This window comes from Actinoplanes sp. HUAS TT8 (genome assembly GCF_051380535.1).
Taxonomy (GTDB): Bacteria; Actinomycetota; Actinomycetes; order Mycobacteriales; family Micromonosporaceae; genus Actinoplanes.
In genome coordinates, this window is sequence record NZ_CP195646.1 from 3,768,149 (window position 1) to 3,790,448 (window position 22,300).

Sequence of the window (22,300 nt, forward strand, 5' to 3'; positions counted from 1 at the left end):
TAGGCCCACCCCGGGACGCCGAGAAATGCCGTCCCCGCATGATCCATACGCTCCGGTTATCAATCCGGATCGACCAGGTCTCGACGGATCATCGCCAGAATGTTCTTGGCCGGAGCGGCCTCAGGATGATCAGGGCCGAACACCGCCTCGTCGATGGTCACCGCGCGCTCGGCCAGCGGCAGCGCGCGCTCCGGCTCACCCAGCTCTCGCAGGGTCAGGGCCAGGTTGCCCAGCGCCACCGCGACTCTGGGGTGAGCCGGCCCGAACAGCTCCTCCTCGACCGCCAGTTCACGTTCGGCCAGCGGCAGTGCACGTCCGGGCTCACCGGACTCCCGCAGAATCCTCGACAGGCTGTTCAAGGCCAAGGCGGTCCGAGGGTGAAGGGTTCCGAATGCTGCTTCCTCGATCGCCAGGGAACGCTCGGCCAACGGCACCGCACGCTCGAATTCACCCGACTCGCTCAGGAGCAGGGCCAGACTGCCCAGTTGGATGGCCACTTCGGGATGATCCGGGCCGAACGCCGCCTCGACAATCTCCAGAGAACGTTCCGCCAGCGCACGCGCCGAATCGATGTCCCCGAGCTCTCGCAGAACGATCGCCACATTACTCAAGCCCACCGAGACCTGGGGATGCTCCGGTCCGAGCACTGCCTCGACGATCGCCAGGGCACGCTCCGCCATGGTCCGTGCCCGATCGAACTCCCCCAGGTCGACGAGGATCGACGACAGGGTGTTCAGCCGGCTTCCGACCGCGGGATCGTCAGGACCGGACACCGTCTCGATCAGGGTCAGGGCGCGTTCGGCCAACGATAGAGCCTCCCGGAAGCGCCCCTGCGATCGGAGATAGCCGGCCGTCCGGTCCAGAATCCAGGAGAAATCGGCAGCTGGGCGACCTGACTCCGGGTCGCCGGAAGAGACAAGCTCGGAATCGCCGATGCCCGCGTTGACCTCCAGCACGTGGGGCAACAACACCGCGAACCGCGGCCAGTTCGCCGGCATGTCAGCGCTCAGACCTGACATATCCGCCCGTAGAAGTGCCATGACCGCCGGAGGCACCTCACCGGAGCGCCAGCGGAGCGCACTCTGGACCAGTCGATGCAGGAGAAGGCCGTCCGGTGTGCGGCTGGCCAGCGAATGGTCGATCACCAACGCGAGGAGATCGTTGAAGTCCAGAGGGTCGGTCACCTTGGAGTTCAACGGTTCTGCCAGGCAGTCGGGATGGGCGGTGAAAAGGTCCAGCGGAATCGGTGCCGAGGCCAGGTAGGCGCAGATCTCCAGCAGTTGCAGGGCCGCCGGGTCCACGGCTTGGACACGCGCGAAGCTCAACTCCCACAGTGTGGCGGTCCGGCCGCTGCTCAACAGCGCCTGAGCGTGGGTCGCGAGCAGGGTCAGATACTCCTCAGGTGGTATCAGTGTTCGGTTGATGTAGGCCGCGGCCTGCTCCAGTGCGATCGGCAGCCGGCCCACCTCGTCCGCGATCCGACCGGCCGTGCCCTCGTCGATGTGTGGTGCCCTGGACCGGATCAGCTGGACCGCTTCCGGCCGATCGACCACATCCAGGTCGTGCACGTGTCCCAACATCCCGAACCCGGAACGGCGGGTGGTGACCAGCACGTGGCCCGGCACCCCGGGCGGCATCGGAATCGTCGGCACCCACTCCTGGATCGACTCCGCCGAATCGACGTCGTCGAAGACGAGCAACCAGCCCGGCACCTGACGCAAGGCTCGGTGAACCTCGTCGCGGACCGCTTCAGCGTTGTCCGGCGCGAGTCCCAACCGCAACGCCAACGTCGCGAATTGGTCCGGGATCCACGCGGGATCGTCCGCGTTGATCCACCACACCAGGTCATATCGGGTGGCGCGCCGATGGGCGTACTCAATGGCGAGTTGGGTCTTCCCGACGCCACCCATCCCCCGGACCGTGGTCACGGTCGTCCTCGCCTCGGCGGCCATCGCCCCGGCGAGAGCGGCGAGATCCGACTCCCGCCCGACGAAGTTGGGGTTGCGGGCCGGGACGTTCCACACGTCCGGCAGTGCCCCGGGGAATCGGGTGTCCCGCGGCATCGCCCGCCCGGCGTCCGGAAAGGCCGGGGGCACGCTCGGTTTGGCTCGCGCGAGCACGGCCTGCTCGACCATCGTCCGTAGCCGCGACCTCGCCGTTGCCTCGGACACACCGAACAGATCGATGCCGGCGACCGCGGAGAGCAATCCCGGCCGGGCGCAGTCCTCCACCCGTACTGTGAGCAGTTTGCGGTCGGCACCGACCGGGTCCGCGGCAAAGGCTGCCTGCCACTCCGCCGCCCCGTACGTCGAGGAAAGAGAGGCATCGGACAGCACCGCGATCAACCGTTCGGCCCGGGCCACACCGTTCGATATCTCCTGGACCCACTGGGCTCCAGGGGCGAAATCCCAGGCCTGGATCAGGACCCGGCTCCCGGCCTCTTCGAGTTCCCACGCGATCCACTCGGCCCAGGCTCGATCGGCCTGCGTGTAGGAGACGAAGAAGTCCCACTCCCGCGGCTGCGGCTCCTCGGGCCGGGTCGGCCGGGCGGGTGGGGGCTTGAACAATTCCTCGTGCGGTGGTGCGGCCTCGGTGTCGTCGGCGCTCGGCGTGACCGGGAGGTGCAGGGTGCGGAAGGGCAGGCCGCCCTCGCTGAGGAGAGTCAGGCGTAGGTCGACCGCGTTCGACCCGGGCGAGGGGGTCTCGGGCAGTTCCCCGGCGACGGCCAGGTAGCGGACCGGTCCATAGGTTCCGCCGAACCGGTGGAGAACGAGACTGGTGCTGCCCAGCGCGGTGACGTCGAACGTGGCGCCACCCTCCAGGACGCATCCGACGACGTACTCCTCCCGCTCGTACGGCCAGCGGCCCGGGTCGGCGAGTTGAACGTCGACGCTGATCAGGTACGACCCGCCGCTGCGGGCCTCCCGGGGCCAGCTGACCACGGGGGTCAGGCTCACCTCGGTCATGTCGCCTCCCCGGTCAGGTCGAGGATCGTGTCGGGGTGTCCGAAGCACACGTACATGAAGCCGTAGAAGAAGTTCTCGAAGTCGGCCGGTCTGGTCCCGGCACCCGGCACGGCGACCAGGTTCGCGTAGCGGCGCCGGTGGTCGAGGAGCAGCGCGGCGATGCGGCGTTCCTCGTCGTACAGCAGCTTCTCGGTGAACGTGTACGTGTGGAGCAGGCTGATCCGCCCCAGGGTCGCGATGACACTCACCGCGCCCTTGCGCAGGAACAGCTCGGCGAAGCTCTTGGTGGCGTGGTAGGAGGCGGGACTCACCGGCACCAGTTTGGCGGTGTTGCAGGCGTTGAGCAGCACAACCGCTCCGGGCGAGGCCAGCGCCGGCATGTCGTAGGCGTCCAGTTTGTTCATGGACAGCTCGGCCAGCGAGAAACTCTGGGCATCGGTCGCGTCGACGCCGTGGCAGTTGATGAGAACCAGGGCCGCGTCCGGGTGGCCCGGACCGAGTTGGCCGACCAGCCCGGTGAGGGTCCGCTCGGGCCGTACGCCCCGGTCGTCGACCAGCGGCGCCACGGCGATGTCGGCCTCGTCCTCGGTGATCTGGTCGGTCTCCAGGAGCAGGACTCGCCCGCTGGTGGTCCGCTGCACCCCGGTGTAGTGATTCCGGCGGCCCGGCGCGTGAACGGTGGTCCAGCGGACGACCTCGATGAGCTCGCCGAGCCAGCCCCGGCGGCCGCCGTCGCGGGGCTGGTGCGCGTAGCACAGCTCCCACGGAATCTGGTGATCGGTGCTGTCCCAGACGACCAGCCGGGTGGACGGGTCCGCGCGGCCGGAATCGTCGTGGGCGAGCAGATCGGCCAGCCAGTCCTCGAGTTCGTGCAGGTCGGCCCACCAGGCCCGGAGCGCGTAGAAGTCGTCCTGCCAGGCCTGCCGCTCGACGATGCGGACCAGGCTGAAGTCCGGCACCTCCTGCTCCTGAACGCCCCGATCGGTGGACTCCCGGGTCTGGCCGCCGAGAATGAACTTGAGCCGGAAATGGCGGACCGGTGCGGCGTGGTCGGCGGACTCGACGATCAGCAGAGCGCAGTGCGGCGGGAGCGAGCCGGCCAGGTCGACGTCCTGCTCGCCCAGGGTCCGGGCCTCCGAGACGGCCGCGCCCTGCGGGTCCGGCCGGGCACTCGGCACGATCGGCTCCTCGGCCGGGGTGGATGCCACCGGGGCTCCCGCGATCAGGTGGCCGAGCTGCCGGTAGCCGGCCGCCGACCCGGTCACGACCGGCCTTCCGGTTTCCTCGCCGCGACGGTCGTCACCCGTCCGCCGAGCGCCGCGGCCAGTTCGTGCGGCAGTTCGGCGTGCTGGTCCAGCCTCGGCGCGAGCACGATGGTCTGGATGCTGCGGAACACCCGGCTGCCGCGGGCCAGTTCCAGGGCGTCCTCGATCCCCTCGCGCCGGATGATCCGGCCCGGGGTGATCCCTGCGAAGGGCACGTTGCCGCGACCGTCGGTGGCGACGACCAGGCGGATCCGGCGGAACGGCGGGTACGTCCGCAGATGCAACCGCCACAGTTCGTCCGCGGCGAGGTCGATGGCCGCGGCGAGCGGGGTGGCGCTGCCCGGTGTACGGCCGAGGGCGGCCTCTACCTGAGGATCGACCACGGTGACGCACCGGAACCGCTCGGGGCGCAGTTCGTCCTGCATGCCGGCATGACCGAACTCGATGAGCGTGACCACCGCCCGGCCCTTGTACGCCCATTGCAGGTGTTCGGCCAGCGCGGCGTTCCACTCGGCGCCGCCGCGGACGGTGTGGTCCAGGACGAGGACGAGCGCCGCGTCCGGGCGGGTACCCCGGCGGGCCCGCCGCAGGTCGTCGGGGAGGATCCGCAGCGGGCGGGGCCGGCCGTCGCTCAACGGCACCAACCGGCGCAGGGTGGCCCGTAGCAGGGTGGGGACGATGGCCAGATCACGGAGATCCGTCGCGGCGGTGTACCCGCTGACCTTGGCGCTGGCCGCGCGGCGATCCGATTCCCGGGGCGGATCGAGGTAGCGCAACGACTGCGGCTGCGGCAACGCCCGCGGATCGTCCTCGGGGTAACGCGCATCCACCAGCGTGGCCCGCTCGGAGGCGGTCGCCACCGGCGGCGAGACGCGCGCCCGGACCGCCTGCGGCTCGGCCGCCGCGGGTCCCGCGGCGGTGACGATCGGTGGTTGCTCGGAGCGCGGTGCGGCGGCATCCCGCGGCTCCTCGGGTTCGGGTGCGGGTCCACCACCGGCCCGGAGACCCAGCAGTTGCAGCGCCCGCTCGACCTCGGGGACGCCGACCTCGGTCGCCCCGCCCAGGCGGCTGAGCGCTCGGGCGACCCGGCCCGCGGCCAGGGTACGACGCAGGCCGACCGGCCCGTGGGACTGTTCCCGCCCGTGCGGTGCATCGGACGCCGCCCGTGCGAGCAGTCCGAGGGCGTCGGCCGCGAAGCCCGGCACGGCGCCGACGGTCCGGAGCGCCGCGCGCAGCGCCCGCGCGAGCCCGTCCGGACGCTCCCGGGGCAGCGGCCGGGACCAGCGGATCGGGAACCGGTCGAGCAGGTGCGGCGAGACGCTGAGCAGGTCGGTGCGACGGCCGGCGGCGAGCCAGCAGGCCTCGGGCGCCCACCGCACGCCCTGACCGTTGTGTTCGACGTGAACGACGTCGGCGCCGGCCGCCACCACGGCGGCCGTGCGCACGGCCAAGCCGGCCGCCGCCAGGTCCGGTACGACCACGACCGGAGTCGCGCCGTCGACGGTCTCCACCAGGGCGCCCGGCCGCGGTGCGACGGTGGTGCCCGATTCCCGCTTGACCAGTCCCCACCCGGACCAGAGCGCGTCGTCGTCGACCGAGGCGCCCAGCACCAGCGTCCGGTGGGGACGCCCCCGCGACTCGGCCAGGGCGTCGCGCAGGACCTCGGCGACGGACAGTACGGCGGCCGGATCGGCGTCCAGGAACAGCACGCCGCCGAGGCGGGGCTCGACCACCAGGCAGCTCAGGAGAGCGAGCAGCCCGACGTCGGCGGGACCTCGCTCGGTCATGGCCGGCCGGCACCGAGCAGGTCGGCCAGCCGGGCCTCGTCGTCGGTTCCCCACGGTCGCAGCACCCCGGTGTCCGGCCCGGGCCGGCGGTGGATCAGCGCGAACCTCGCGACCTGGGCCAGGTGGGTCACGCGGACCGCGTCAGCGCGCTCCAGGGCCGCCTGCGCCTTGGCCGCCCGGGCCATGGCAATCTCGCCCCGGCGGCCGATGCCCCCGAAGCTCTCGGAGATCCGGGCGCAGGCGGCGATGACGTCCTCCGGATACGGGATCGTCCGGTAGAGATCCTTGGCCGTAACCAGGCGTTGCCGGGTCGCGGCGTCGTCCCGCGCGGCCTCCTTCATGAAGGGAGCATCGGCATCCGCGCGGACGCGGTCGTACTCGAGAACGCTTCTCAGGATGTCGATGCGTTCCTGTTCCGTGGTCTCCCCGTCGAGGGTGACGACAAGCCCGAACCGGTCGAGCAGCTGCGGGCGGAGGGGACCCTCGCTGGGGTTCATCGACCCGATGATGGCGAAGTCCACCCGGGCCGGCGGCCGGTCGGCGTTGTCCCGGTGGACGGTGAGGATGCCGGTCCCGGCGGCGTCCAGCACGACATTGACGGTGTGATCGTCGAGGAGGTTCACCTCGTCGACGTAGAGCAGCCGGTTCCGGCTGGCCTTGACGAGAAGACCGTCGTCCCACTCGGCCGACGGTTTGTCGGCGAGCAGATCCTCGATCCGCCAGCCACCCAGCACCCGATCGTCGGTCACGCCGATCGGCAGGGTGACGGGGAGGTCGTCGTACATCATCTGGCAGAACGCCCGCACGGTGGTGGACTTGGCCGTCCCCCGCTGCCCGGTAGCCAGCACCCCGAGCTCGGCGACGTAGGAGATCTCCAGCGCGGCCTTGAGATCGTCGTTCCCGATCACCTTCGAGTACGGCAGGACGCGGATGCGCTGCCTCGGCTCCTCGGTCATGGCCGCTTCTCCTCCGGGTGGGCATAGCGCAGGTCGGCGGGGAGCGGGGCACCCTGTCGCCACAGGTCGCTCAGGTGACGGTTGATGATCAGTTCCTCCGCGCGGTCCCGGGGAAGCGGCAGCCGGCTCGCCTCCAGGAGGGCGAAGCGGTGCAGGTCGAACGCGGCCTGGACGGTCTCGCCGTAGCCGGCCGCCGCCTGCACGCAGGCCAGGTAGGCCAGCCGGGACACCCCGAGGAACGCCACCGCCAGCAGCATCCAGGCGCCGGTCCCCCACAACGGAACCAGCGCGACCAGCCCGGCGACGAACATCGTGACCGCGAGCCGGGCAGAGATGTCGACGCTGTTGCGGCGGTCGTCCACCAGGGCTTTCGTGGCCGGGCCGAGCAACGGGTACAACCGCGGCCAGGCCACGACCGCGTCGATCCCGTAGTCCCGCCCGCTGCGGTACTCCATGGCGGCCAGGCAGTTGCCGAGGCGGGTCGGCCGGATACCGTTCGAGGCCAGCGAGTAGCGGGTGCGCAGCTCCAGATCGGCGATCCCGGCCGTCCGCACCCGCTGCTCGTCGCCGGCCTCGGCGAGCGGAATCACCGTCTCGCGTTCCAGCGTGCACCGTCGCCGCCGGTGCCACGCGGAGAGCGCCCGCTCCACCGGGCCCAGCCAGCGCGGCCAGATCCCCTCCAGCACCCGGACCAGGGCGAGCTGGAACGGCTGCAGCACCACGGCGATGAACAGCACCGCGGCGATCAGCAGGATGATCTGGCTCGCCGTCAGCCCCTGGGCCGTCTTCCACGCCTGTTTGAAGCTCAGCCGATCACCGATCCGCGCCCAGGCCAGCACCAGGACACCGACCACCCCGGCCGCCGTGGGCAGGAAGTTGACGATCGAGAAGCGACCCTCCAGCCCGGGCGGGAGCTTCACCGCGTCGGCCAGGTTCACCGTGTCGCCGCCGGTTGTGGATGCTCGGCACAGGTGTCGAGGGCGGGCGCGCCGTGGTGCAGGCGCACGAAGTCCGCACCGCACTGGCGGCAGCGGACCGGGAACGTGCGGAACTCGGCCGGCACCCCCGGCAACGTCGCACCACCGCTGTCGCCGAGACTTCCCGGGGCGGCCGACTCGCCCTGGGCGTGACCGACCGGCCGGAACACCTTCTCCCGGCCGGCCACGCCCACGACCGCGTCGCCGAGCCGGACGCTGATCCTCAGGGCGGCCGGCCTGGTCTCGAACTCCCGCCGGAGATCCTCCCGGAGCTCGGGCAGATCCGGTGGCGGCTCACCCAGGACGAAGCTGTCCGAGGGCGTCTCCACCTCGGACTCCGCGGGCGGGTCGAGCAGCGGACGGTACCGCCGACGAAGCCGCGTGAGCACGTCGGGATCCACCGACCGACCACCTCCGAAGTGCACGGACTGCGCGACAGGTTAGAACATATCGTCCGGCTCACCGGCGCCACAGACCCGTCGCTCCCGGGCGGCCGTAGGCTAACTTCGGCCACACCGCCGCCCGAGGAGGTCATATGACGGTTCACCAGGACATTCATCAGGGGGCGCGGGTGCTTGTGGACGCGGTGCGGGGCTTTGCCCGTACGGGAAAATCGGTGTTGATCTCCATCGACGGCGCGGGCGGGTCGGGCAAGACGTCGCTGGCCGGCACGGCGGCCGCACTGCTCGACGGCGCGGTGATCGTGCACGGCGACGACTTCTACCGTGTCATGCCCGACGACGAGCGGGCGCGGCTCGACGCCGAGCAGGGCTATCGGCGCTACTTCGACTGGGAACGCCTCCGCGACCAGGTCCTGGCCCCGCTGCGCGCCGGCGGGACCGCGCGCTACCAGCGGTTCGACTGGCCGACCGGCGAGCTCGCGGAATGGCACGAGATCGGTCCGGGGCGGACGGTCATCGTGGAGGGTGTCTACACGGCCCGGCCCGAGCTGGCGGGCTACTACGACCACGTCACCTACGTCGACACGCCGCGTGAGGTGTGCCTGGACCGGTGTCGCGCCCGCGGCGAGAACCCTGAGGAGTGGATCCTGCGGTGGCGCGCCGCCGAGGACCACTACCTGCGGACCACCCGGCCAGAATCCCGAGCCGATCTTCTCGTACGAGGGTGGGCCCAGCCCCACCCCGCCGGGCGCCCAGACGGATATTGATCAGCGGGCACGCTCCGTAGCGTCATTCCCATGAACAAGGCCAAGCAGTACTTCAAGGAATTCGCCGCTCTCAGCATCTTCGCCCTCGGCGGTGTCATCGCCATGGCGAGCACCGGCCACACGGTCAACACCTTCATGTGGGTACGCGGTTTCCTGCTCCCGGCCGTGGCCGTCCTGCTCTACGTGATGACCGTCCGCGGGCGCCTCGACCGGGTCCGCACCCTGACGCTGATCATGCCGGTCGCGATCATCGGCGTGGATCTGATCCCCGGGGTGTGTCCGATCTGGTACACGATCGCCCAGACCATCTGCATGCTCCCGGTGATCGCCGCCGCTATCACCACCCGGCGCCGCGCCACCGCCTGACCCTTCCCGGTCGCTACTGGGACGGGGTGCCACGGTGGATCAAGGCGGCTTCCCAGCGGTTGGCGGCACCCAGCTTGGCGAGCACGTTCGAGACGTGCACGCTGACCGTTTTCTCGGAGATATCGAGACTGCGGGCGATCCGAGCGTTCGTGTAGCCCAACGCGATCAAATCCAGAACCTGAGCCTCCCGCCGAGTCAACCCCCACCCCGGGGGCGAAGGCGGCGGGTCCGCCGGCGCGGAGACCGGCTGCAACGTAACCCCGGCCAGCCCGGCCAACTGCGACAACTCGTCGATCAACCGCCGGGCCCCCAGCGCGGTCGCCACCCCGAACGCCACCGTGATCTCCCGATGCAGCGCCGCCGTAGCCCCCCGCCTGAGCAGGCAATCAGCCAAACGCAACCGTGCTTGCGCCTCCGGGTAGGGGTGTCCCATCGCCGCCCAGGTCTCCGCCACCGCGGTCCACGCCGCTTCTTGCGGCTCCCCCCGAACCCGGAGCAGTTCCGCCCCCGCCACCTGGCTCAACGCCTCAGCCACCGGCAGTGCTACCCCACCCCCGGCCCGCCGCAGTTCCTCCATCGACGACGACACCTGCACCGACAGCGAATCGGCCCAGCTCAACCATCGTTCCGGGGCGGCGTGACGGGCGAACGCCTCCCCGGCCGCCTGCAGCCCGCACACCGCCAGCCGCAGCGCCGGGAACGCCCCTTCCCCGTCCCCGAGCTTGTCGAGTCCCTCGTCCACGGCCCGGCGGGCGGCCCGCCAGTTCCCGTCCGCGATCTCCAGCGCCGCCAGCGCCGTGTACGTGTGCCCCACGAAGTCCTGATCGGTCTTCCCGGCCGACCGGCTCATCACCAGGTCCAGGATGTCCCGCGCGGCTTCCCGCTCGTCCCGGGCGACACACACCTCCGCCCGTACATATTGCAGATAAAGTGGAAGATCATCGGCGGCTTCGTCAGGCAGAACCTCACCGATGAGCCGCTCGATCTCGTCCCACCGGCCCAGGTCGAGCAGGATGTCGGCGGCGTTCCCGACGAGCACCATCCCGGTCGTCATCCGCAGCCCGAACCCGGCGGCCAGATCGCACCCGCGCCGGGCCAGCGCCAGCCCTTCCTCCAGCTGGTTGAGCATCTGCAGGCAGTAGGTCAGATTCGTGTACGCCCGGAGAATGTTCTCCTTGCTGTCCGTGCTCTCGGCCAGCGCCAGCCCGTCCCGTAGTTGTTCGACCCCGGCCTCCCGCTCCCCCAGGATGAACCGCAGCGTCCCGAGCGTGACCAGCAGATATCCACGTTCGACGGGTGACGATGCCACGGCCAGGGCGGCCGCCGCCTCGCGCTGCGCCTGCCGGTAGTGCCCGCTGAGCATGAGCACCCGCGCGTACACCTCGCCGGCCCGCGCCTGCAGCGCCGGATCGGTCAGGCCGCCGAGCACCGCGATGGCCTGCCGCGCCGACGCGAGCGCCCCGGGTGTGTCGTTGGCCCGCCAGCGCAGGCGCGCGAGATGCTCGTGGAGCGCGGCCAGTTCCCGCGGATCCCCGCCGGCGCCGACCACCTGGATGGCCTCGCCGGTCAGTTCGACGGCCCGCTGCGGGTCCCCGGCGTAGTCGAGCACCCCGGAGGCCTCGTCGAGCAGCCTCGGGTACGTGCACTCGCAGATCTCGGCGGCGTCCGGCACCCGACGCCACAGGTCGAGCACCCGCCCGTACTGACGCCGGGCCTCCGCGTACGCGTGCACGGTGGCCGCCGATCGGGCCGCCCGCAACGTCCAGAAGAGCGCGTCGTCGTCCTTGCGCCCGTGAAACCAGTGGTGGGCCAGTTCGGCCTGGACGATCGGGGACGCGTCGGGGCCGGCCGAGGTGGTCAGGGCGGCGGCGACGGCCCGGTGCAGTCCGGCCCGTTCGCCCGGGAGCAGGTCCTGGTAGAACGTCTCCGCGGTCAGGGAGTGCCGCAGTTGGTAACTCTCCTCGGTCGTACGCACCAGAACCTGCCTGGTCACCGCATCGCGCAACCCCAGTCGCAGGGCCGGCCCGGCCAGGCCGCTCGCGGCCTCCAGCAGCGCCCCCGAGACCGGTCGCCCGGCCGCCGCGACCACGCCCACGACCTGCTGACCCTCCTCGGACAGGCCGTCGACCCGCATCATCAGCAGGTCACGCAGGTGATCGGGGACCGGCCCGCCAGGATTGCGCTGCTCGGCGGCGAGGATCTCCTGGGCCAGGAACGCGTTGCCGCCGGAGCGCTCGTGCACCTTGGTGACCACGTCCGGAGCGAGACCGCCACCGAGGAGCGCGCCGAGATCGGTCCGATCAAAACGACCCAGTTCGAGGTACGTCGTGGTCCGCCCCCGGATCAGCTCGCCGAACACCACCCGGTGGCGGGAGTCCTCGTTGAGCTCGTCGGTGCGCAACGTCCCGGCGATCAGGATCGGCGCGCGACGCAGGTTGCGGCTCAGGAACAGCAGCAGATCCAGCGAGGACGTGTCGGCCCAGTGCAGGTCCTCCAGGAGCAGGACCAGGGGCCGTTTCGCGGCGAGCCGGCCGAGCAGGTCGACGAAGAGCGAGAACAGATGCGCCCGGGCCAGCTGCCCGCCCTCGGACGACCGACCGGAATCGGACAGTGCCGGGATCAGCGCGGACAGCGCGGCCTGCTCCCCGCGGGCGCCCTCGACGAGCGCGGCGGCCCCGACCTCGCCCTCGACCGCGTGCATCGCCGAGAGCCACGGACTGTACGGCAGCTCGCCCGCACCCACCGACACGCACGCCCCGCGCGCGAGCAGCAGGTCACGCCCGGCGCAGCGCTCTTCGAACTCCTCCAGGAGGCGTGTCTTGCCGACACCGGCCTCGCCGGCGATCAGGACGGTTCGGGGGTCGCCGCGGGTCGCGTCGCCGAGCGCCGCGGCCAGGGCCGCCAGCTCGGGCGCACGGCCCACGAAGCCCTTCCACGACGGCATGCCTCCTTTCTATCCCGGTTCGGGCGCTCAAGATAGGACTCGTTCTATGCGGCGACGGTCGCCGGGAAGATCCGGGCCAGTTGCGCCCGGTTGGTCACGCCGAGCTTGCGGAAGACCTTGGACAGGTGGAACTCGACCGTCTTGGGGCTGAGAAACAGCTGCGTGGCGGCCTCGCGGGTGGAGATTCCGGTGGCCACGACGCGGGCCACCTCGTACTCGGCCGGGGTCAGCCCGGAACGACTCAGGGTCTCCGCGGTCCCGTTCAGCTCACGCTCGGCCCGCTGCAGCCACGGCGTGGCGTCGAGATCGCGGAACGCGTCACGGGCGATCCGCAGCTGGTTGCGCGCCGCCCGCCGGTCACCGTCGCGGCGAAGCCTTTCCCCGTACGACAGGTGCACGCGCGCGTTGTCGAACGGCAGATCCATTGCCGTGTGCAGGCGCGTGGCCTGCGTGAAACCGTCGGCCGCGCCGGTCAGGCCGAGAACCCGCCACGCGTTGGCGGCGATCGGCGCCGCCGCCGACCGGCTCATCCCGTGCAGCGTGTTCAGATCCCCCGGGCTCAGCGCGCGATTCCTGATCAGACGGCACTCCAGCAGGTCCGGGAGGAACTCGGCGGCCGGCACGGCCTTCTCACGATCATCAGGCCGCTGCCGGGCCAGGCCTGCGAGAAGCTCCAGGCCGATTCCCACCGGGTCCGACGGCGAGGGTACGAGGTCGGCCACCGCACTCCCCCGCAACACGTTCAGCAGCATCCGGGTGTGCCGGGCCCGCGCCACGGCCTGATCGTCCCCGGTCAACGGGGCCAGCACGAGCGCCTGCTCGGCGTCCGCGTCCGCCCCGGCCAGATCTCCGGCCCGGGCCAGCGCCCAGCTCCGCATCGACAGCACGCTCGGCAGCCGCCGGATCGCCCCGGTCTCCCAGAGGCGGCTCACGATCACCGCGAGCCCCCGCTCGGCCGCCCGGTAACGCCCCCGCGCCATCTCCCGCCGGGCCGCCGACACCTCGTCCTCGACCAGCGGCGCCCGCAACGGCTCCCCGATCGCGGCGGCCCGCCGCAGCAGGTCGGCCGCCCGGTGCGGTTCCCCGGCCAGTTGTGCGTCGGCCGCGGCCAGGGTCAGCAACCGGCGGCGGCCGTCCTGAACGACCTGCGCGGCCAGTTCCAGGGCGGCCGCCGCCGCGGCGTGACCGGTCGCACCCCGGGCGATCGTGGACAGGTGCTCCAGGATCTCCGCGGTCGGACGTTCGGCGAGGGCGGTCATCGTCCACCGCCGAACGCGGTCGCGACCACCCGGCGGGCCCAGGTCATCCGGCGAACGGCATATTCCGGTGCCTCGCCGTACCAGGCCGCCACCTCGGCCGCGCACCCCCGTGATCCCCGATGACGGCGGACCTCGGCGCGGACGGTGGCGTCGACCTCTTCCCGCTGCGGGCGAGAACCCGTCGGCAGCGGACTGACGAACAGCGCATCGGTACGCGCCACGGCCAGCATCGTCGCGGACATCACTCGCTCCCCTCGCCGTTCCCGGCTTCTGACAAGGAGCTTCGGGCGCGTGACGGCCCGTACGTTAGGTAGGTCTTCCTACTCCCCGGCGGCACACCTCCCTAGTCGGCCGGCGCGACCTCCCTAGAACGTCGCCGCAGCCAGAAGACAGTCACCGCGGCGGTCGTGACGAGGACGGCGAGGGTGCCTTTGCCGGCGCGCTCGAACAACGGCCGGTCCTCGCCGAACGCGGCGTCGCCGGCCCAGATCACGACCAGCAGCAGCATCCACCAGTGTTTCCGCAGTCGTGGGAGTTCGTCGGGCGCGTCCCGGATCGCCGTCCGGAGAAAGCCGAGCGCAACCAGCAGCGACAAGGCCACCACCACGGTCCTGAGCGTCACCCGCCCAGTATCCGCCGAACCCACCTCGGACAGCCCTCACCACCAGCCAAGACCCGCCAGCTGGCACCCATGGCTGCCTCGACGCCCCCGACACAGCACTCAGCACCAGCCGAGACCCGCCAGCTGGCACTCACGGTGCCTCCGACGCTCCCGAGACAGCGCTCAGCGCCAGCTGGGGGCTTTCGGCTGGGGGTGCGGGTTGTTTCGGCGGGCGGGCGGGCGGCGGGGCGGGTCATGGTCAACTACAGTGCCGCGGCATGGGGCATGTGTTCGCGCGGCTCGTCGGGCACGGGATGACGCTGGTGCCGTATTGGCCGTATGCATTCCGGCGCGGCGATGGGGACGCCGTCGAGGTGACTCGGGTGACCGTGGACGGGCCGGCGCGGTTTGTGGTCCGGCCGGGCATCACGGTCAAGACGGGCGAAACACCTAAACCCGGCGAGCCGGTTACGGCGGGTGAGGCGGTCGGGCCGGCTGAAGCGGTCGGGGCGGGTGAGGCGGTCGGGGCGGGTGAGGCGGTCGGGGCGGGTGAGGCGGTCGGGGCGGGTGAGGCGGTCGGGGCGGGGAGGACGGCTGACGGTGGGGGCGTGGTTGATGTCGGGGGCGGGCCGGATCATCCGTACTGGATGATCGAAATCAGTCCGGCGGTGGTGCCCTGGCCGGACGGGTTCAGCCTGGAATCGCCGCAGGACGCCGCCGATCACACGCCGTTCTATCTGCTCGGGCCCGACGACTCGGCGATCTTTCCGCAGGGCCCGGTGCGGGCGGATCGGCTGGCCGGCCCGGATGCGGTGGTCGCCGAGGATCAGACGGTGCTCGCCCGGCGGTCCGAGAACGGTACGTCGGTGGTCGAGCTGGGCTACGAGCACGAGGGCCGGCCCTGGTGGCAGGGCTATTGGCTGGTGCCGTTCCCGGGTGATCGGCTGTTCGTCGTCACGGCTCAGGCGCCGGTCCCGGGCGCCGCGACGGCTCGTGAGGCCGCCGCGACTATCGCTGCCGGGGTTCGTGCGCGGTAGACGCCCGGTCCCGCCATGGGTCAGAGCCGTGGATCAGAGCTGTGGGCCAGAGCCGCGGGCCAAAACCGTAGTAGGCCAGAGCCGCGGGCCAAAACCGTAGGCCAGAGCCGCGGATCAGGGCCGTAGGTCAGAACAGTGCCGGACGCGGAGCCGCTGCCGGCGGTCGCGACAGTGCCTGACCGCCAGCAGCGGTCGGCACGCCGCGGGGCCGCCGGCGGCGGTCAGAACGGGGCGGGCCCGCTGCCGGCGAGCGAGACCAGGATCTGGGTGGCGAGCAGCTTGCGGACGCCGGTGACGGCGACCGCGCCGATCTGGTCGTAGGGCAGTTCGAGGGACAGTCCGTCACTCGCGTTGCGAATGTCCGCGCTGGTCTGGTCCGGCCGAAACGTGCCGCCCCAGCCGTTGATGCCCCCGCGCTGGTTGGTGCTGAGCGAGGCCATGCCGGACACCTGTGTGCCGTCGACGAGAGTTAGCCTCGCCGGGCCGGAGTAGGTCGTCATGGTGCATAACCGTATCGCCCCGCTCCGCGCGCCGAACACGGTGTCGGCCCGGAACGGATTCGACCGCTACCCAGGGTGGTGGCCGCCGCCCAGCTCCGTCGATTCCTCGTCACTCTGAGTCACCCATTAGGGAAGATCCACGGGGTGACAGTGAGTCGAGAGCGGTTCGATAGAGGGCTTCGTCAGGATGGTGCGCGCCGGGCGAGGCGCGGACGCCCCCAAGCCTCGCCCGGCGTATGCGCGGGCCCGTCGGGGAGGGGCCCGCGCATACGACGAACAGGCCCGGAAGCCGGGCTCAGCTGCCGCTGAGGGTCTGGATCACCCCGCCGCCGAGCAGGGACTGGTAGTACGTGCCGCCCGGGTAGTAACTACCGGTCGTCGTCCCGTCGGCCGCGTCGACCGCCCAGTTCACCGCCAGGGTCTGCAGCGCCGCCACGTTCTGCGCCTTGGACGTTCCCGCGGTCAGCGTGCACAGCACGTTCGTGCTGGCCCCTTCCGCGTCGCAGTGGGAACCGGTGGTCAGCCGTACCCCGAGGAAGTCCCGATCAATATCGGACGTCAGCTCGGCGGTCCCGCTGGCGTTGCTGTTGGCCAGGTACGGCGGTGACGAGATCGCCCGGATCGGCAGTGACGTCCCGGCGAGGCCGTGCAGCCCGGTCGCCATGTTGTCGCCCACGATCGACTTCACCGGGTCGAGCAGCTGCAGGTACTTGAGGTTGGCGAAGGCGCCCGGGTATGTCGTACGCAAGATGTCGGCGATGTAGGTGACCGCTTCCCCGCCGGCGGAATGCCCGGCGAGGATGTAGCTGGTCGGCAGCTTGCTGCCGGATCGTCCGGCGGTCCTGGCGGCCGCCGCGTAGCTGGTGGCGAGCGCCCCGCCGGAGTCACCGGCCTGCCCGATCCACGCGGCCACGCTCTTCAGGAAGACCGTGTTGTTGCCGAGGTTGTTGACGGTGCAGCCGTAGATGTCGGCCGACGGCAGGGTCGGCGCGAAGACCAGGAAGCCGGCCGCCTGATATCTGCGGGCCAGGTCGGCGACGTTGGCGCCGGAGCGGGAGAAGCCGTGCTGCAGGTAGACGAGCGCCTTGGGGGTGCTCGTGGCCGGGAAGTACCAGTCGGCGTCGGGGGTGTAGGTGTACACGTAGCAGGGCACCGAGATCGATCCGTCGACCTCGGCGGCGGCGGCGTGGGCAGGGGTCGGCGCGGCGATGAGGGTGGCGGCGGTCAGGACGAGAGCAGCGAGAACACGGCGCATTGAACAGCCTCCGTAACACTGTCCGAAACAGTGTTTCCATTAGCGTGGCTCAATGCGCGGCTGTCAAGGGCCTCTCGCCAAACCAGACAAAACCCTAAAAATCCGATTACGGTACGAGGTGACGCCCGCCCCGCAGCCCGTCACGCTGGCAGCGAAACAACCTCTCGCCCGCCCCAAGATCAGCGGTATCGTCGACCGAATTTGCTCACTCAACCTCAACCGGGCCCGGGAACGGCCGATCGTCGAGCACAGGAGCAAGGCTGCCCGGATGAGGAGGAGCATGATCGGCTGGTCGGCGGTGATCCGTCACGCGCGTGCCGCTGCCTTCCTCACCGGTCTGCTGGTGCTGGTGTTCAGCGTGTTCTCCAGCGCGCTGGTGGGCCGGGACAAACAGGTCGCGACCCAGGACCACGCGCTCGACCTCACGCTCGGGCAGCAGGTCGCCGCCGTGAAGAACTACTTCGAGCAGTCCCGCGCGATCGCCGAGGTGCTGGCCGACAGCCCGGTGTTCATCGACTTCTATCAGGCGCCGGGCACGAACGAGGAGAAGATCGCCAAGGGCGGCCCGCTGCTGGAGCGGGTCAACGACGCACTCGCCTACCTGGAGCAGCTCTACCCGGGCCGGATCGGCGAGGCCTGCTTCGTCGACAGCGACGGCAAGCAGATCGCCCGGATCGTCGACGGCGCCCCGGCCAAGCCGTCCGAGCTGCGCGAGTTCGAGAACAAGACCCAGTACTTCCTGCCGACGCTGAACCTCGGCCCGGAGCGGGTCTACCAGGCGCAGGCCTACGACTCGCCGGACACCCACCACGCGGTGATCTCCAACTCGATCGTCATCTCGGCCAGCGGCCACACCGGCATCGTGCACTTCGAGATGGCCCTGGACAGCCTGCGCATGCCGGCCACGACCGGCGGCCGGACCGCGTCGATCATCGACGCCGGCACCGGACGCGTCCTGGTCGACTCGCGGGCCGCGACGAGCACCAGCGGCACCGGCGACCAGACGTTCAACCCGCTCGTCAAGGAAGGCGACCTGGCCGGCACGACCACGCTGGGTGACCGGCGGGTGGCCTACCAGCGGCTCCCGGCCACCCTCAACAACGCCAACGACTGGTACGTGGCGGTCTCCGCCCCGGTCTACGGCGCCGGCTGGACCCGCGGCTTCAGCGTCGGCTCGCTCGCTCTGCTGCTCGGCGCACTGCTGACGATCCTGATCTCCGGCCTGAGCTTCTTCAGCCACGCGCGGTCGGTGCGTCGCGCGGCCACACACGACTCGCTGACCGGGCTGCCCAACCGGGCGCTGTTCACCGAGCGTACGCAGGCCGCGCTGCGTGGGGGTCGCCCGGCCGCCGCGCTGATCGTCAACCTGCGCGGCTTCCGCAACGTCAACGACGTGCTCGGCCACAAGCACGGCGACCAGCTGCTCAACCAGGTCGCCCGGCGGCTGGTCGAGACCGCCCCGGCCGGCGCCACGGTCGCCCGGGTGGGTGGCGCCGACGACTTCGCCGTGCTGCTGCCCGGCGCCGACCTGGCCGAGGCCCGGGCGACCGCCGAGGCCCTGCTGACCGTGCTGCACCGCACGTTCCTGATCGACGACTTCCACGTGGACGTCGAGGCCAACGCCGGCCTGGCGCTGGCCCCCGAGCACGGTGTGGACGCCGAGACCCTGCTCCGGCACGCCGACTCCGCCCTGCACCTGGCCAAGGAGCAGGCCAGCGCGGTCCAGCAGTACGACGCGGCCTCGGACGGCAACACCGCCAGCCGCCTGGAACTGCTCGGCGACCTGCGCCGGGCGATCGGCACCGACGACCAGCTGTCGCTGCACTACCAGCCGAAGGTCAGCCTGGCCACCGGCCGGGTCACCGGCGCCGAGGCGCTGATCCGCTGGCAGCACCCGGAGCGCGGCAAGGTGTTCCCGGACGTGTTCATCCCGATGGCCGAGTCGACCAGCCTGATCCATCCGCTGACCAGTCACGTGCTGGAGCTGGCGGTGGCGCAGGCCAAGACCTGGGCCGACCGGGGCACCCCGATCCCGGTCGCGGTGAACCTGTCCACCCGATGCCTGCTCGACCCCGGGTTCGCCGCGCAGGTGTTCGGCCTGCTCTACCGCACCGGGCTGCCGGCCTCCCTGCTCAAGCTGGAGATCACCGAGAGCGTGGCGATGGCCGACCCGGAGAAGGCGCTCACCGTGCTGCGGGCGCTCCACGACGGCGGGATCAGCCTCTCCATCGACGACTTCGGGACCGGGCACTCGTCGATGACGTACCTGCAGCACCTGCCGGTCGACGAACTGAAGATCGACAAGTCGTTCGTGCAGGCCATGGCCACCAGCCACGGCGACGAGGTGCTGGTCCGGACCGCCATCACGCTGGCCCACAACCTGGGTCTGTCGGTGGTCGCCGAGGGCGTCGAGGACGACGCCGCGGTGGTCGCGCTGCGCGCTCTCGGGTGCGACATCGCGCAGGGCTACCACTACGCGCGACCCATGCCGGCGACCGATTTCGACAAGTGGTTCGCGGACTACAACACGCGCCTGACGGTGACCGTGCCCTGACGCTGCGAGCATGCCAAAGCCGGTTACATCGACCGGGAGCACTTTCCAGCGGGGGTCGGCGCCGGGCAGGATGGGCCGTGGCGCCAGGGGACAGGCGTCCCGACCTAAGGCCGTGATCCAGATGACCGTCACCGCCTACGAACTGGCTTCCGACGGCGGGCTCGTCAGCATCCGCCTCGCCCGGCCCGGCGACCGCACCGGCCCCTTACGGTTCCTGCTCGCCGCCGGGGCCGGGGAACGCCTGACCGTGGTCGCCCATGACGGCTCCACGCTGATCGGCGCCGCCGCCTGCGCCCGCCTCGGCCTGGACAGCCCGACCGCCGAGGTGGCCTGCCACGTCGCGCCCCACCACCGCGGGCGCGGCATCAGCACCCTGCTGCTGGAACACCTGGCCGCGCGGGCCCGCCCGATCGGGATCTCCGAGTTCGTCGGCGGGGTCGCCGACCGTGGCGAGGCGCTGCGGCCGCTGCTGGAGCCGCGCTCGGTGGTGGTCATCGGGGCCGGCCCGCGCCACGGCGGGACCGGGCACGAGACGCTGCGGGCGCTGCGGGACTACGGTTTCGCCGGGCGGCTCTACGCGATCAACCCGGCCGGCCGGCCGGTCTGCGGAGTGGCCGCCTTTCGCAGCGTGTCCGACCTGCCCGAGGCCCCGGATCTCGCGGTCGTGGCGGTCCGGGCCGACCTGGTCCCGGCCGCGCTCAAGGAGGCCGGGCAGCGCGGCGTGCGGTGTGCCGTCGTACTCAGCAAGGGTTTCTCGAATGCGGGTCCGGTGAGCCGGCAGCGCCGGGCCGAGGTCTGGGAGATCGCCCGCGAGCAGGGTGTGCGCATTCTCGGGCCGAGCAGCATCGGCGTGGTCAGCACCGGGTCGCGGGCGCGGCTCAACGCCTGCCTGTCCCCGGCCCGGCCGCCGGCCGGCGGTCTCGCGGTCGCCTCGCAGTCGGGCGCGGTCGGGGTCGCCCTGATGGCCGACGCGGCCCGCAACGCCTGCGGCATCTCCAGCTTCGTGTCGCTCGGCGAGGCGCTCGACATCGACGAGAACGACCTGGTCTCGTACTGGTACGACGACCCGGCCACTCAGGCCGTCGCCCTCTACCTGGAGACGATCCGCGACCCCGGCGAGTTCGCCCGGATGGTCCAGGCCCTCGGCCGCCGCAAACCGGTCCTGGCCGTGACCCGGGCGAGCGCGCTGCTGGAGCAGGCCGGCGTCATCTGCACCACCGGCATCGGCGAGATGCTCGACACCGCCCGCGTGCTGATCGGCCAGCCGCCCCCGGCCGGCGCGCGGCTGGCCATCGTCGGCAACGGTGGTGGCCTGACCGGGCTCGCCGCCGACCGCGCCGAAGCGTCCGGGTTCACCATGCTGCCGCTGAGCCGGGAACTGCGCCGCCAGGTGCCGCGCGGCCGGGACAACCCGATGGACCTGGGCATCGACGCGTCCCCGGCCCAGATCGCGGCCGCCGCCGAGACGGTCGCCAACAGCGGCGAGGCCGACATCCTGCTGCTGATGATCGTCGGCACCCGGGCCAACTGCCCGATCGGGATCATGACCGCGCTCGGCTCGGTCGTCGACAACCATCCCGACGTGACCATCGCGGCCGTGCTGACCGGCGGCAACGACGGCATCCAGACGTTCGGCGAGCGGGGCGCGCCGGTCTACCCGGAGGCCGAGCGGGCGGTCCGGGCCCTGGCCTACGCGCACCGCTACGCGGTCTGGCGGCAACAGCCGCTGAGCCGGCACCTGCGGCTGGCCGCGGCCTCGTGACCGGGCCCTATCGGGCCTGAGCCCGGGAAACCCCCAGGGCCTCCAGGAACGCTGTCAGCTCGGGGCCGTCCGGCACAAAAAAATTGAGGTGTACGGCATCAAGCCCGACCGTCACCACCCCCACGTCCCGATAGCGCGGGTGGCGTTCCACCCCGGCCGCCGTGATCCGCGCCCGCGGCACGATCGTCCGGGCCGCCGAGTGATCGTCCCCGACCGGCGTGAACGGGTCCCGCCGGTGCAGGACCAGGATCTCCCGGTCGTCGGTGAGCGCGATCGCGGCGTGCATCGTGATCGGCCGCAGCCGGTGCACGATCGGGCTGAACGGCCCCGAGTCGGGCGTGACGATCCGCCGCCCGAACGCGTGCACCACCCGCATGCCGGGCTCCCGCTTGATCACGTCCCGGTAGGTGACGACCAGTGACCCGTCGCCCGGCCCGAGGAACGGCTCGCGCCGCTCGACATCCGGCCCGGGCTCCGCGGAGAACGGCAGGTACGAGTCGCGCAGCAGCCGCACCAGGTCCCCGATCAGGGGCGCCGACGACCCGTTGTACGGAATCGTCACCTCAAGACCGGTCGCGGTGCGTAACGTGAGGCGCCCGTCGAGCAGCCGCACACTGTCCTCGATCGCGACGATCTGATCGAACGGGAGCTGCAGGACGTCGTACGCGACGTCGTTTCTGTGCAGAATGGTCAGGAGCTCGTCGCCGACCGCGATCAGGAAATCGTAAAGATCCATCGACGGGTTCGCGTCGCGCCGCTCGATCCCCCGCGGCACCTTCAGGACCAGGCGCATCGCCTCCGGCTCGACCTCGACGGGCCGGAACAGCGGGGGAACCTCGTCGCCCGTCCGCACCGGAAGCACCCACGGCCCGAACGCGTCGAACTCCTTGCTACTGCCCACGC

18 protein-coding genes are annotated in these 22,300 nt (G+C 71.3%); 5 read left to right on the forward strand and 13 right to left on the reverse strand.

Annotated elements, in window-relative coordinates; genetic code table 11:
• Positions 1-59 precede the first annotated feature (59 nt).
• Genes ACSHV8_RS17165 through ACSHV8_RS17190 form a run of 6 tightly spaced genes read right to left on the reverse strand, consistent with a single transcriptional unit; the run spans position 60 to position 8,352 of the window.
• Positions 60-2,966, reverse strand: coding sequence for a tetratricopeptide repeat protein (locus tag ACSHV8_RS17165; protein ID WP_436534208.1), 2,907 nt, complete (start codon positions 2,964-2,966; stop codon positions 60-62).
• Positions 2,963-4,231 (reverse strand): CHAT domain-containing protein, encoded by a 1,269-nt coding sequence (locus tag ACSHV8_RS17170; RefSeq protein WP_436534209.1) that lies wholly within the window; start codon positions 4,229-4,231, stop codon positions 2,963-2,965. Before ACSHV8_RS17170 ends, ACSHV8_RS17165 begins: the two co-directional genes overlap by 4 nt.
• On the reverse strand, positions 4,228-6,018 hold the full coding sequence (locus ACSHV8_RS17175; protein WP_436534211.1) for a hypothetical protein: 1,791 nt from the start codon (positions 6,016-6,018) through the stop codon (positions 4,228-4,230). The genes ACSHV8_RS17170 and ACSHV8_RS17175 overlap by 4 nt, the downstream gene beginning before the upstream one ends.
• Positions 6,015-6,974 (reverse strand): AAA family ATPase, encoded by a 960-nt coding sequence (locus ACSHV8_RS17180; RefSeq protein ID WP_436534213.1) that lies wholly within the window; start codon positions 6,972-6,974, stop codon positions 6,015-6,017. Before ACSHV8_RS17180 ends, ACSHV8_RS17175 begins: the two co-directional genes overlap by 4 nt.
• Complete coding sequence (locus tag ACSHV8_RS17185; protein ID WP_436534215.1) at positions 6,971-7,912, reverse strand: hypothetical protein; 942 nt, start codon at positions 7,910-7,912, stop codon at positions 6,971-6,973. Before ACSHV8_RS17185 ends, ACSHV8_RS17180 begins: the two co-directional genes overlap by 4 nt.
• The gene (locus tag ACSHV8_RS17190; RefSeq protein ID WP_436534217.1) at positions 7,909-8,352 is read right to left on the reverse strand and encodes a hypothetical protein; all 444 of its coding nucleotides are present in this window, start codon (positions 8,350-8,352) and stop codon (positions 7,909-7,911) included. The genes ACSHV8_RS17185 and ACSHV8_RS17190 overlap by 4 nt, the downstream gene beginning before the upstream one ends.
• Before the next feature lie 134 nt (positions 8,353-8,486).
• Between ACSHV8_RS17190 and ACSHV8_RS17195 the strand changes: the two genes are divergently transcribed.
• Entirely contained in the window at positions 8,487-9,119 is a 633-nt protein-coding gene (locus ACSHV8_RS17195; protein ID WP_436534219.1) for a uridine kinase family protein, read from the forward strand.
• Positions 9,120-9,149: 30 nt separating this feature from the next.
• Positions 9,150-9,485 carry a hypothetical protein gene (locus tag ACSHV8_RS17200; protein WP_436534220.1) on the forward strand — a complete coding sequence of 112 codons (336 nt, stop codon included), beginning with the start codon at positions 9,150-9,152 and terminating at the stop codon, positions 9,483-9,485.
• 13 nt (positions 9,486-9,498) lie between these two features.
• Here the strand turns inward: ACSHV8_RS17200 and ACSHV8_RS17205 are convergent, their stop codons facing one another.
• From ACSHV8_RS17205 to ACSHV8_RS17220, 4 genes are all read right to left on the reverse strand, one after another.
• The gene (locus ACSHV8_RS17205) at positions 9,499-12,429 is read right to left on the reverse strand and encodes a helix-turn-helix transcriptional regulator (protein WP_436534221.1); all 2,931 of its coding nucleotides are present in this window, start codon (positions 12,427-12,429) and stop codon (positions 9,499-9,501) included.
• Between the two features lie 44 nt (positions 12,430-12,473).
• Positions 12,474-13,688, reverse strand: a complete 1,215-nt coding sequence (locus ACSHV8_RS17210) for a helix-turn-helix transcriptional regulator (protein ID WP_436534223.1) — start codon at positions 13,686-13,688, stop codon at positions 12,474-12,476.
• Positions 13,685-13,930, reverse strand: a complete 246-nt coding sequence (locus tag ACSHV8_RS17215) for a hypothetical protein (protein WP_436534225.1) — start codon at positions 13,928-13,930, stop codon at positions 13,685-13,687. The genes ACSHV8_RS17210 and ACSHV8_RS17215 overlap by 4 nt, the downstream gene beginning before the upstream one ends.
• Before the next feature lie 101 nt (positions 13,931-14,031).
• Positions 14,032-14,310 (reverse strand): hypothetical protein, encoded by a 279-nt coding sequence (locus ACSHV8_RS17220; protein WP_436534227.1) that lies wholly within the window; start codon positions 14,308-14,310, stop codon positions 14,032-14,034.
• A gap of 257 nt (positions 14,311-14,567) precedes the next feature.
• Here ACSHV8_RS17220 and ACSHV8_RS17225 point away from each other — a divergent pair, with 257 nt between their 5' ends.
• Positions 14,568-15,326: a hypothetical protein gene (locus ACSHV8_RS17225; protein WP_436534229.1), complete on the forward strand. Its 759-nt coding sequence runs from the start codon at positions 14,568-14,570 to the stop codon at positions 15,324-15,326.
• A gap of 221 nt (positions 15,327-15,547) precedes the next feature.
• On the opposite strand, the gene ACSHV8_RS17230 is transcribed toward ACSHV8_RS17225, so the two are convergent.
• Positions 15,548-15,766, reverse strand: a complete 219-nt coding sequence (locus tag ACSHV8_RS17230) for a hypothetical protein (protein WP_436534230.1) — start codon at positions 15,764-15,766, stop codon at positions 15,548-15,550.
• Positions 15,767-16,121: 355 nt separating this feature from the next.
• Positions 16,122-17,081: an alpha/beta hydrolase gene (locus ACSHV8_RS17235; protein ID WP_436534232.1), complete on the reverse strand. Its 960-nt coding sequence runs from the start codon at positions 17,079-17,081 to the stop codon at positions 16,122-16,124.
• A gap of 268 nt (positions 17,082-17,349) precedes the next feature.
• On the opposite strand from ACSHV8_RS17235, the gene ACSHV8_RS17240 reads away from it, so the two are divergent.
• Both ACSHV8_RS17240 and ACSHV8_RS17245 read left to right on the forward strand, forming a co-directional pair.
• Positions 17,350-19,635 (forward strand): putative bifunctional diguanylate cyclase/phosphodiesterase, encoded by a 2,286-nt coding sequence (locus ACSHV8_RS17240; protein ID WP_436534234.1) that lies wholly within the window; start codon positions 17,350-17,352, stop codon positions 19,633-19,635.
• 121 nt (positions 19,636-19,756) lie between these two features.
• Positions 19,757-21,397 (forward strand): GNAT family N-acetyltransferase, encoded by a 1,641-nt coding sequence (locus ACSHV8_RS17245; RefSeq protein WP_436536798.1) that lies wholly within the window; start codon positions 19,757-19,759, stop codon positions 21,395-21,397.
• A gap of 7 nt (positions 21,398-21,404) precedes the next feature.
• On the opposite strand, the gene ACSHV8_RS17250 is transcribed toward ACSHV8_RS17245, so the two are convergent.
• Entirely contained in the window at positions 21,405-22,298 is an 894-nt protein-coding gene (locus ACSHV8_RS17250) for a hypothetical protein (RefSeq protein WP_436534236.1), read from the reverse strand.
• Positions 22,299-22,300 lie beyond the last annotated feature (2 nt).

What these genes read in the sequence shown, in the direction of transcription:
- ACSHV8_RS17165 (WP_436534208.1), bottom strand. Translation starts at nt 2,966, where the DNA reads ATGACCGAGGTGAGCCTGACCCCCGTGGTCAGCTGGCCCCGGGAGGCC.
- ACSHV8_RS17175 (WP_436534211.1), bottom strand. Translation starts at nt 6,018, where the DNA reads ATGACCGAGCGAGGTCCCGCCGACGTCGGGCTGCTCGCTCTCCTGAGC.
- ACSHV8_RS17215 (WP_436534225.1), bottom strand. Translation starts at nt 13,930, where the DNA reads ATGTCCGCGACGATGCTGGCCGTGGCGCGTACCGATGCGCTGTTCGTC.
- ACSHV8_RS17210 (WP_436534223.1), bottom strand. Translation starts at nt 13,688, where the DNA reads ATGACCGCCCTCGCCGAACGTCCGACCGCGGAGATCCTGGAGCACCTG.
- ACSHV8_RS17235 (WP_436534232.1), bottom strand. Translation starts at nt 17,081, where the DNA reads ATGCGCCGTGTTCTCGCTGCTCTCGTCCTGACCGCCGCCACCCTCATC.
- ACSHV8_RS17245 (WP_436536798.1), top strand. Translation starts at nt 19,757, where the DNA reads ATGACCGTCACCGCCTACGAACTGGCTTCCGACGGCGGGCTCGTCAGC.
- ACSHV8_RS17200 (WP_436534220.1), top strand. Translation starts at nt 9,150, where the DNA reads ATGAACAAGGCCAAGCAGTACTTCAAGGAATTCGCCGCTCTCAGCATC.
- ACSHV8_RS17180 (WP_436534213.1), bottom strand. Translation starts at nt 6,974, where the DNA reads ATGACCGAGGAGCCGAGGCAGCGCATCCGCGTCCTGCCGTACTCGAAG.
- ACSHV8_RS17240 (WP_436534234.1), top strand. Translation starts at nt 17,350, where the DNA reads ATGAGGAGGAGCATGATCGGCTGGTCGGCGGTGATCCGTCACGCGCGT.
- ACSHV8_RS17225 (WP_436534229.1), top strand. Translation starts at nt 14,568, where the DNA reads ATGGGGCATGTGTTCGCGCGGCTCGTCGGGCACGGGATGACGCTGGTG.
- ACSHV8_RS17230 (WP_436534230.1), bottom strand. Translation starts at nt 15,766, where the DNA reads ATGGCCTCGCTCAGCACCAACCAGCGCGGGGGCATCAACGGCTGGGGC.
- ACSHV8_RS17195 (WP_436534219.1), top strand. Translation starts at nt 8,487, where the DNA reads ATGACGGTTCACCAGGACATTCATCAGGGGGCGCGGGTGCTTGTGGAC.
- ACSHV8_RS17205 (WP_436534221.1), bottom strand. Translation starts at nt 12,429, where the DNA reads ATGCCGTCGTGGAAGGGCTTCGTGGGCCGTGCGCCCGAGCTGGCGGCC.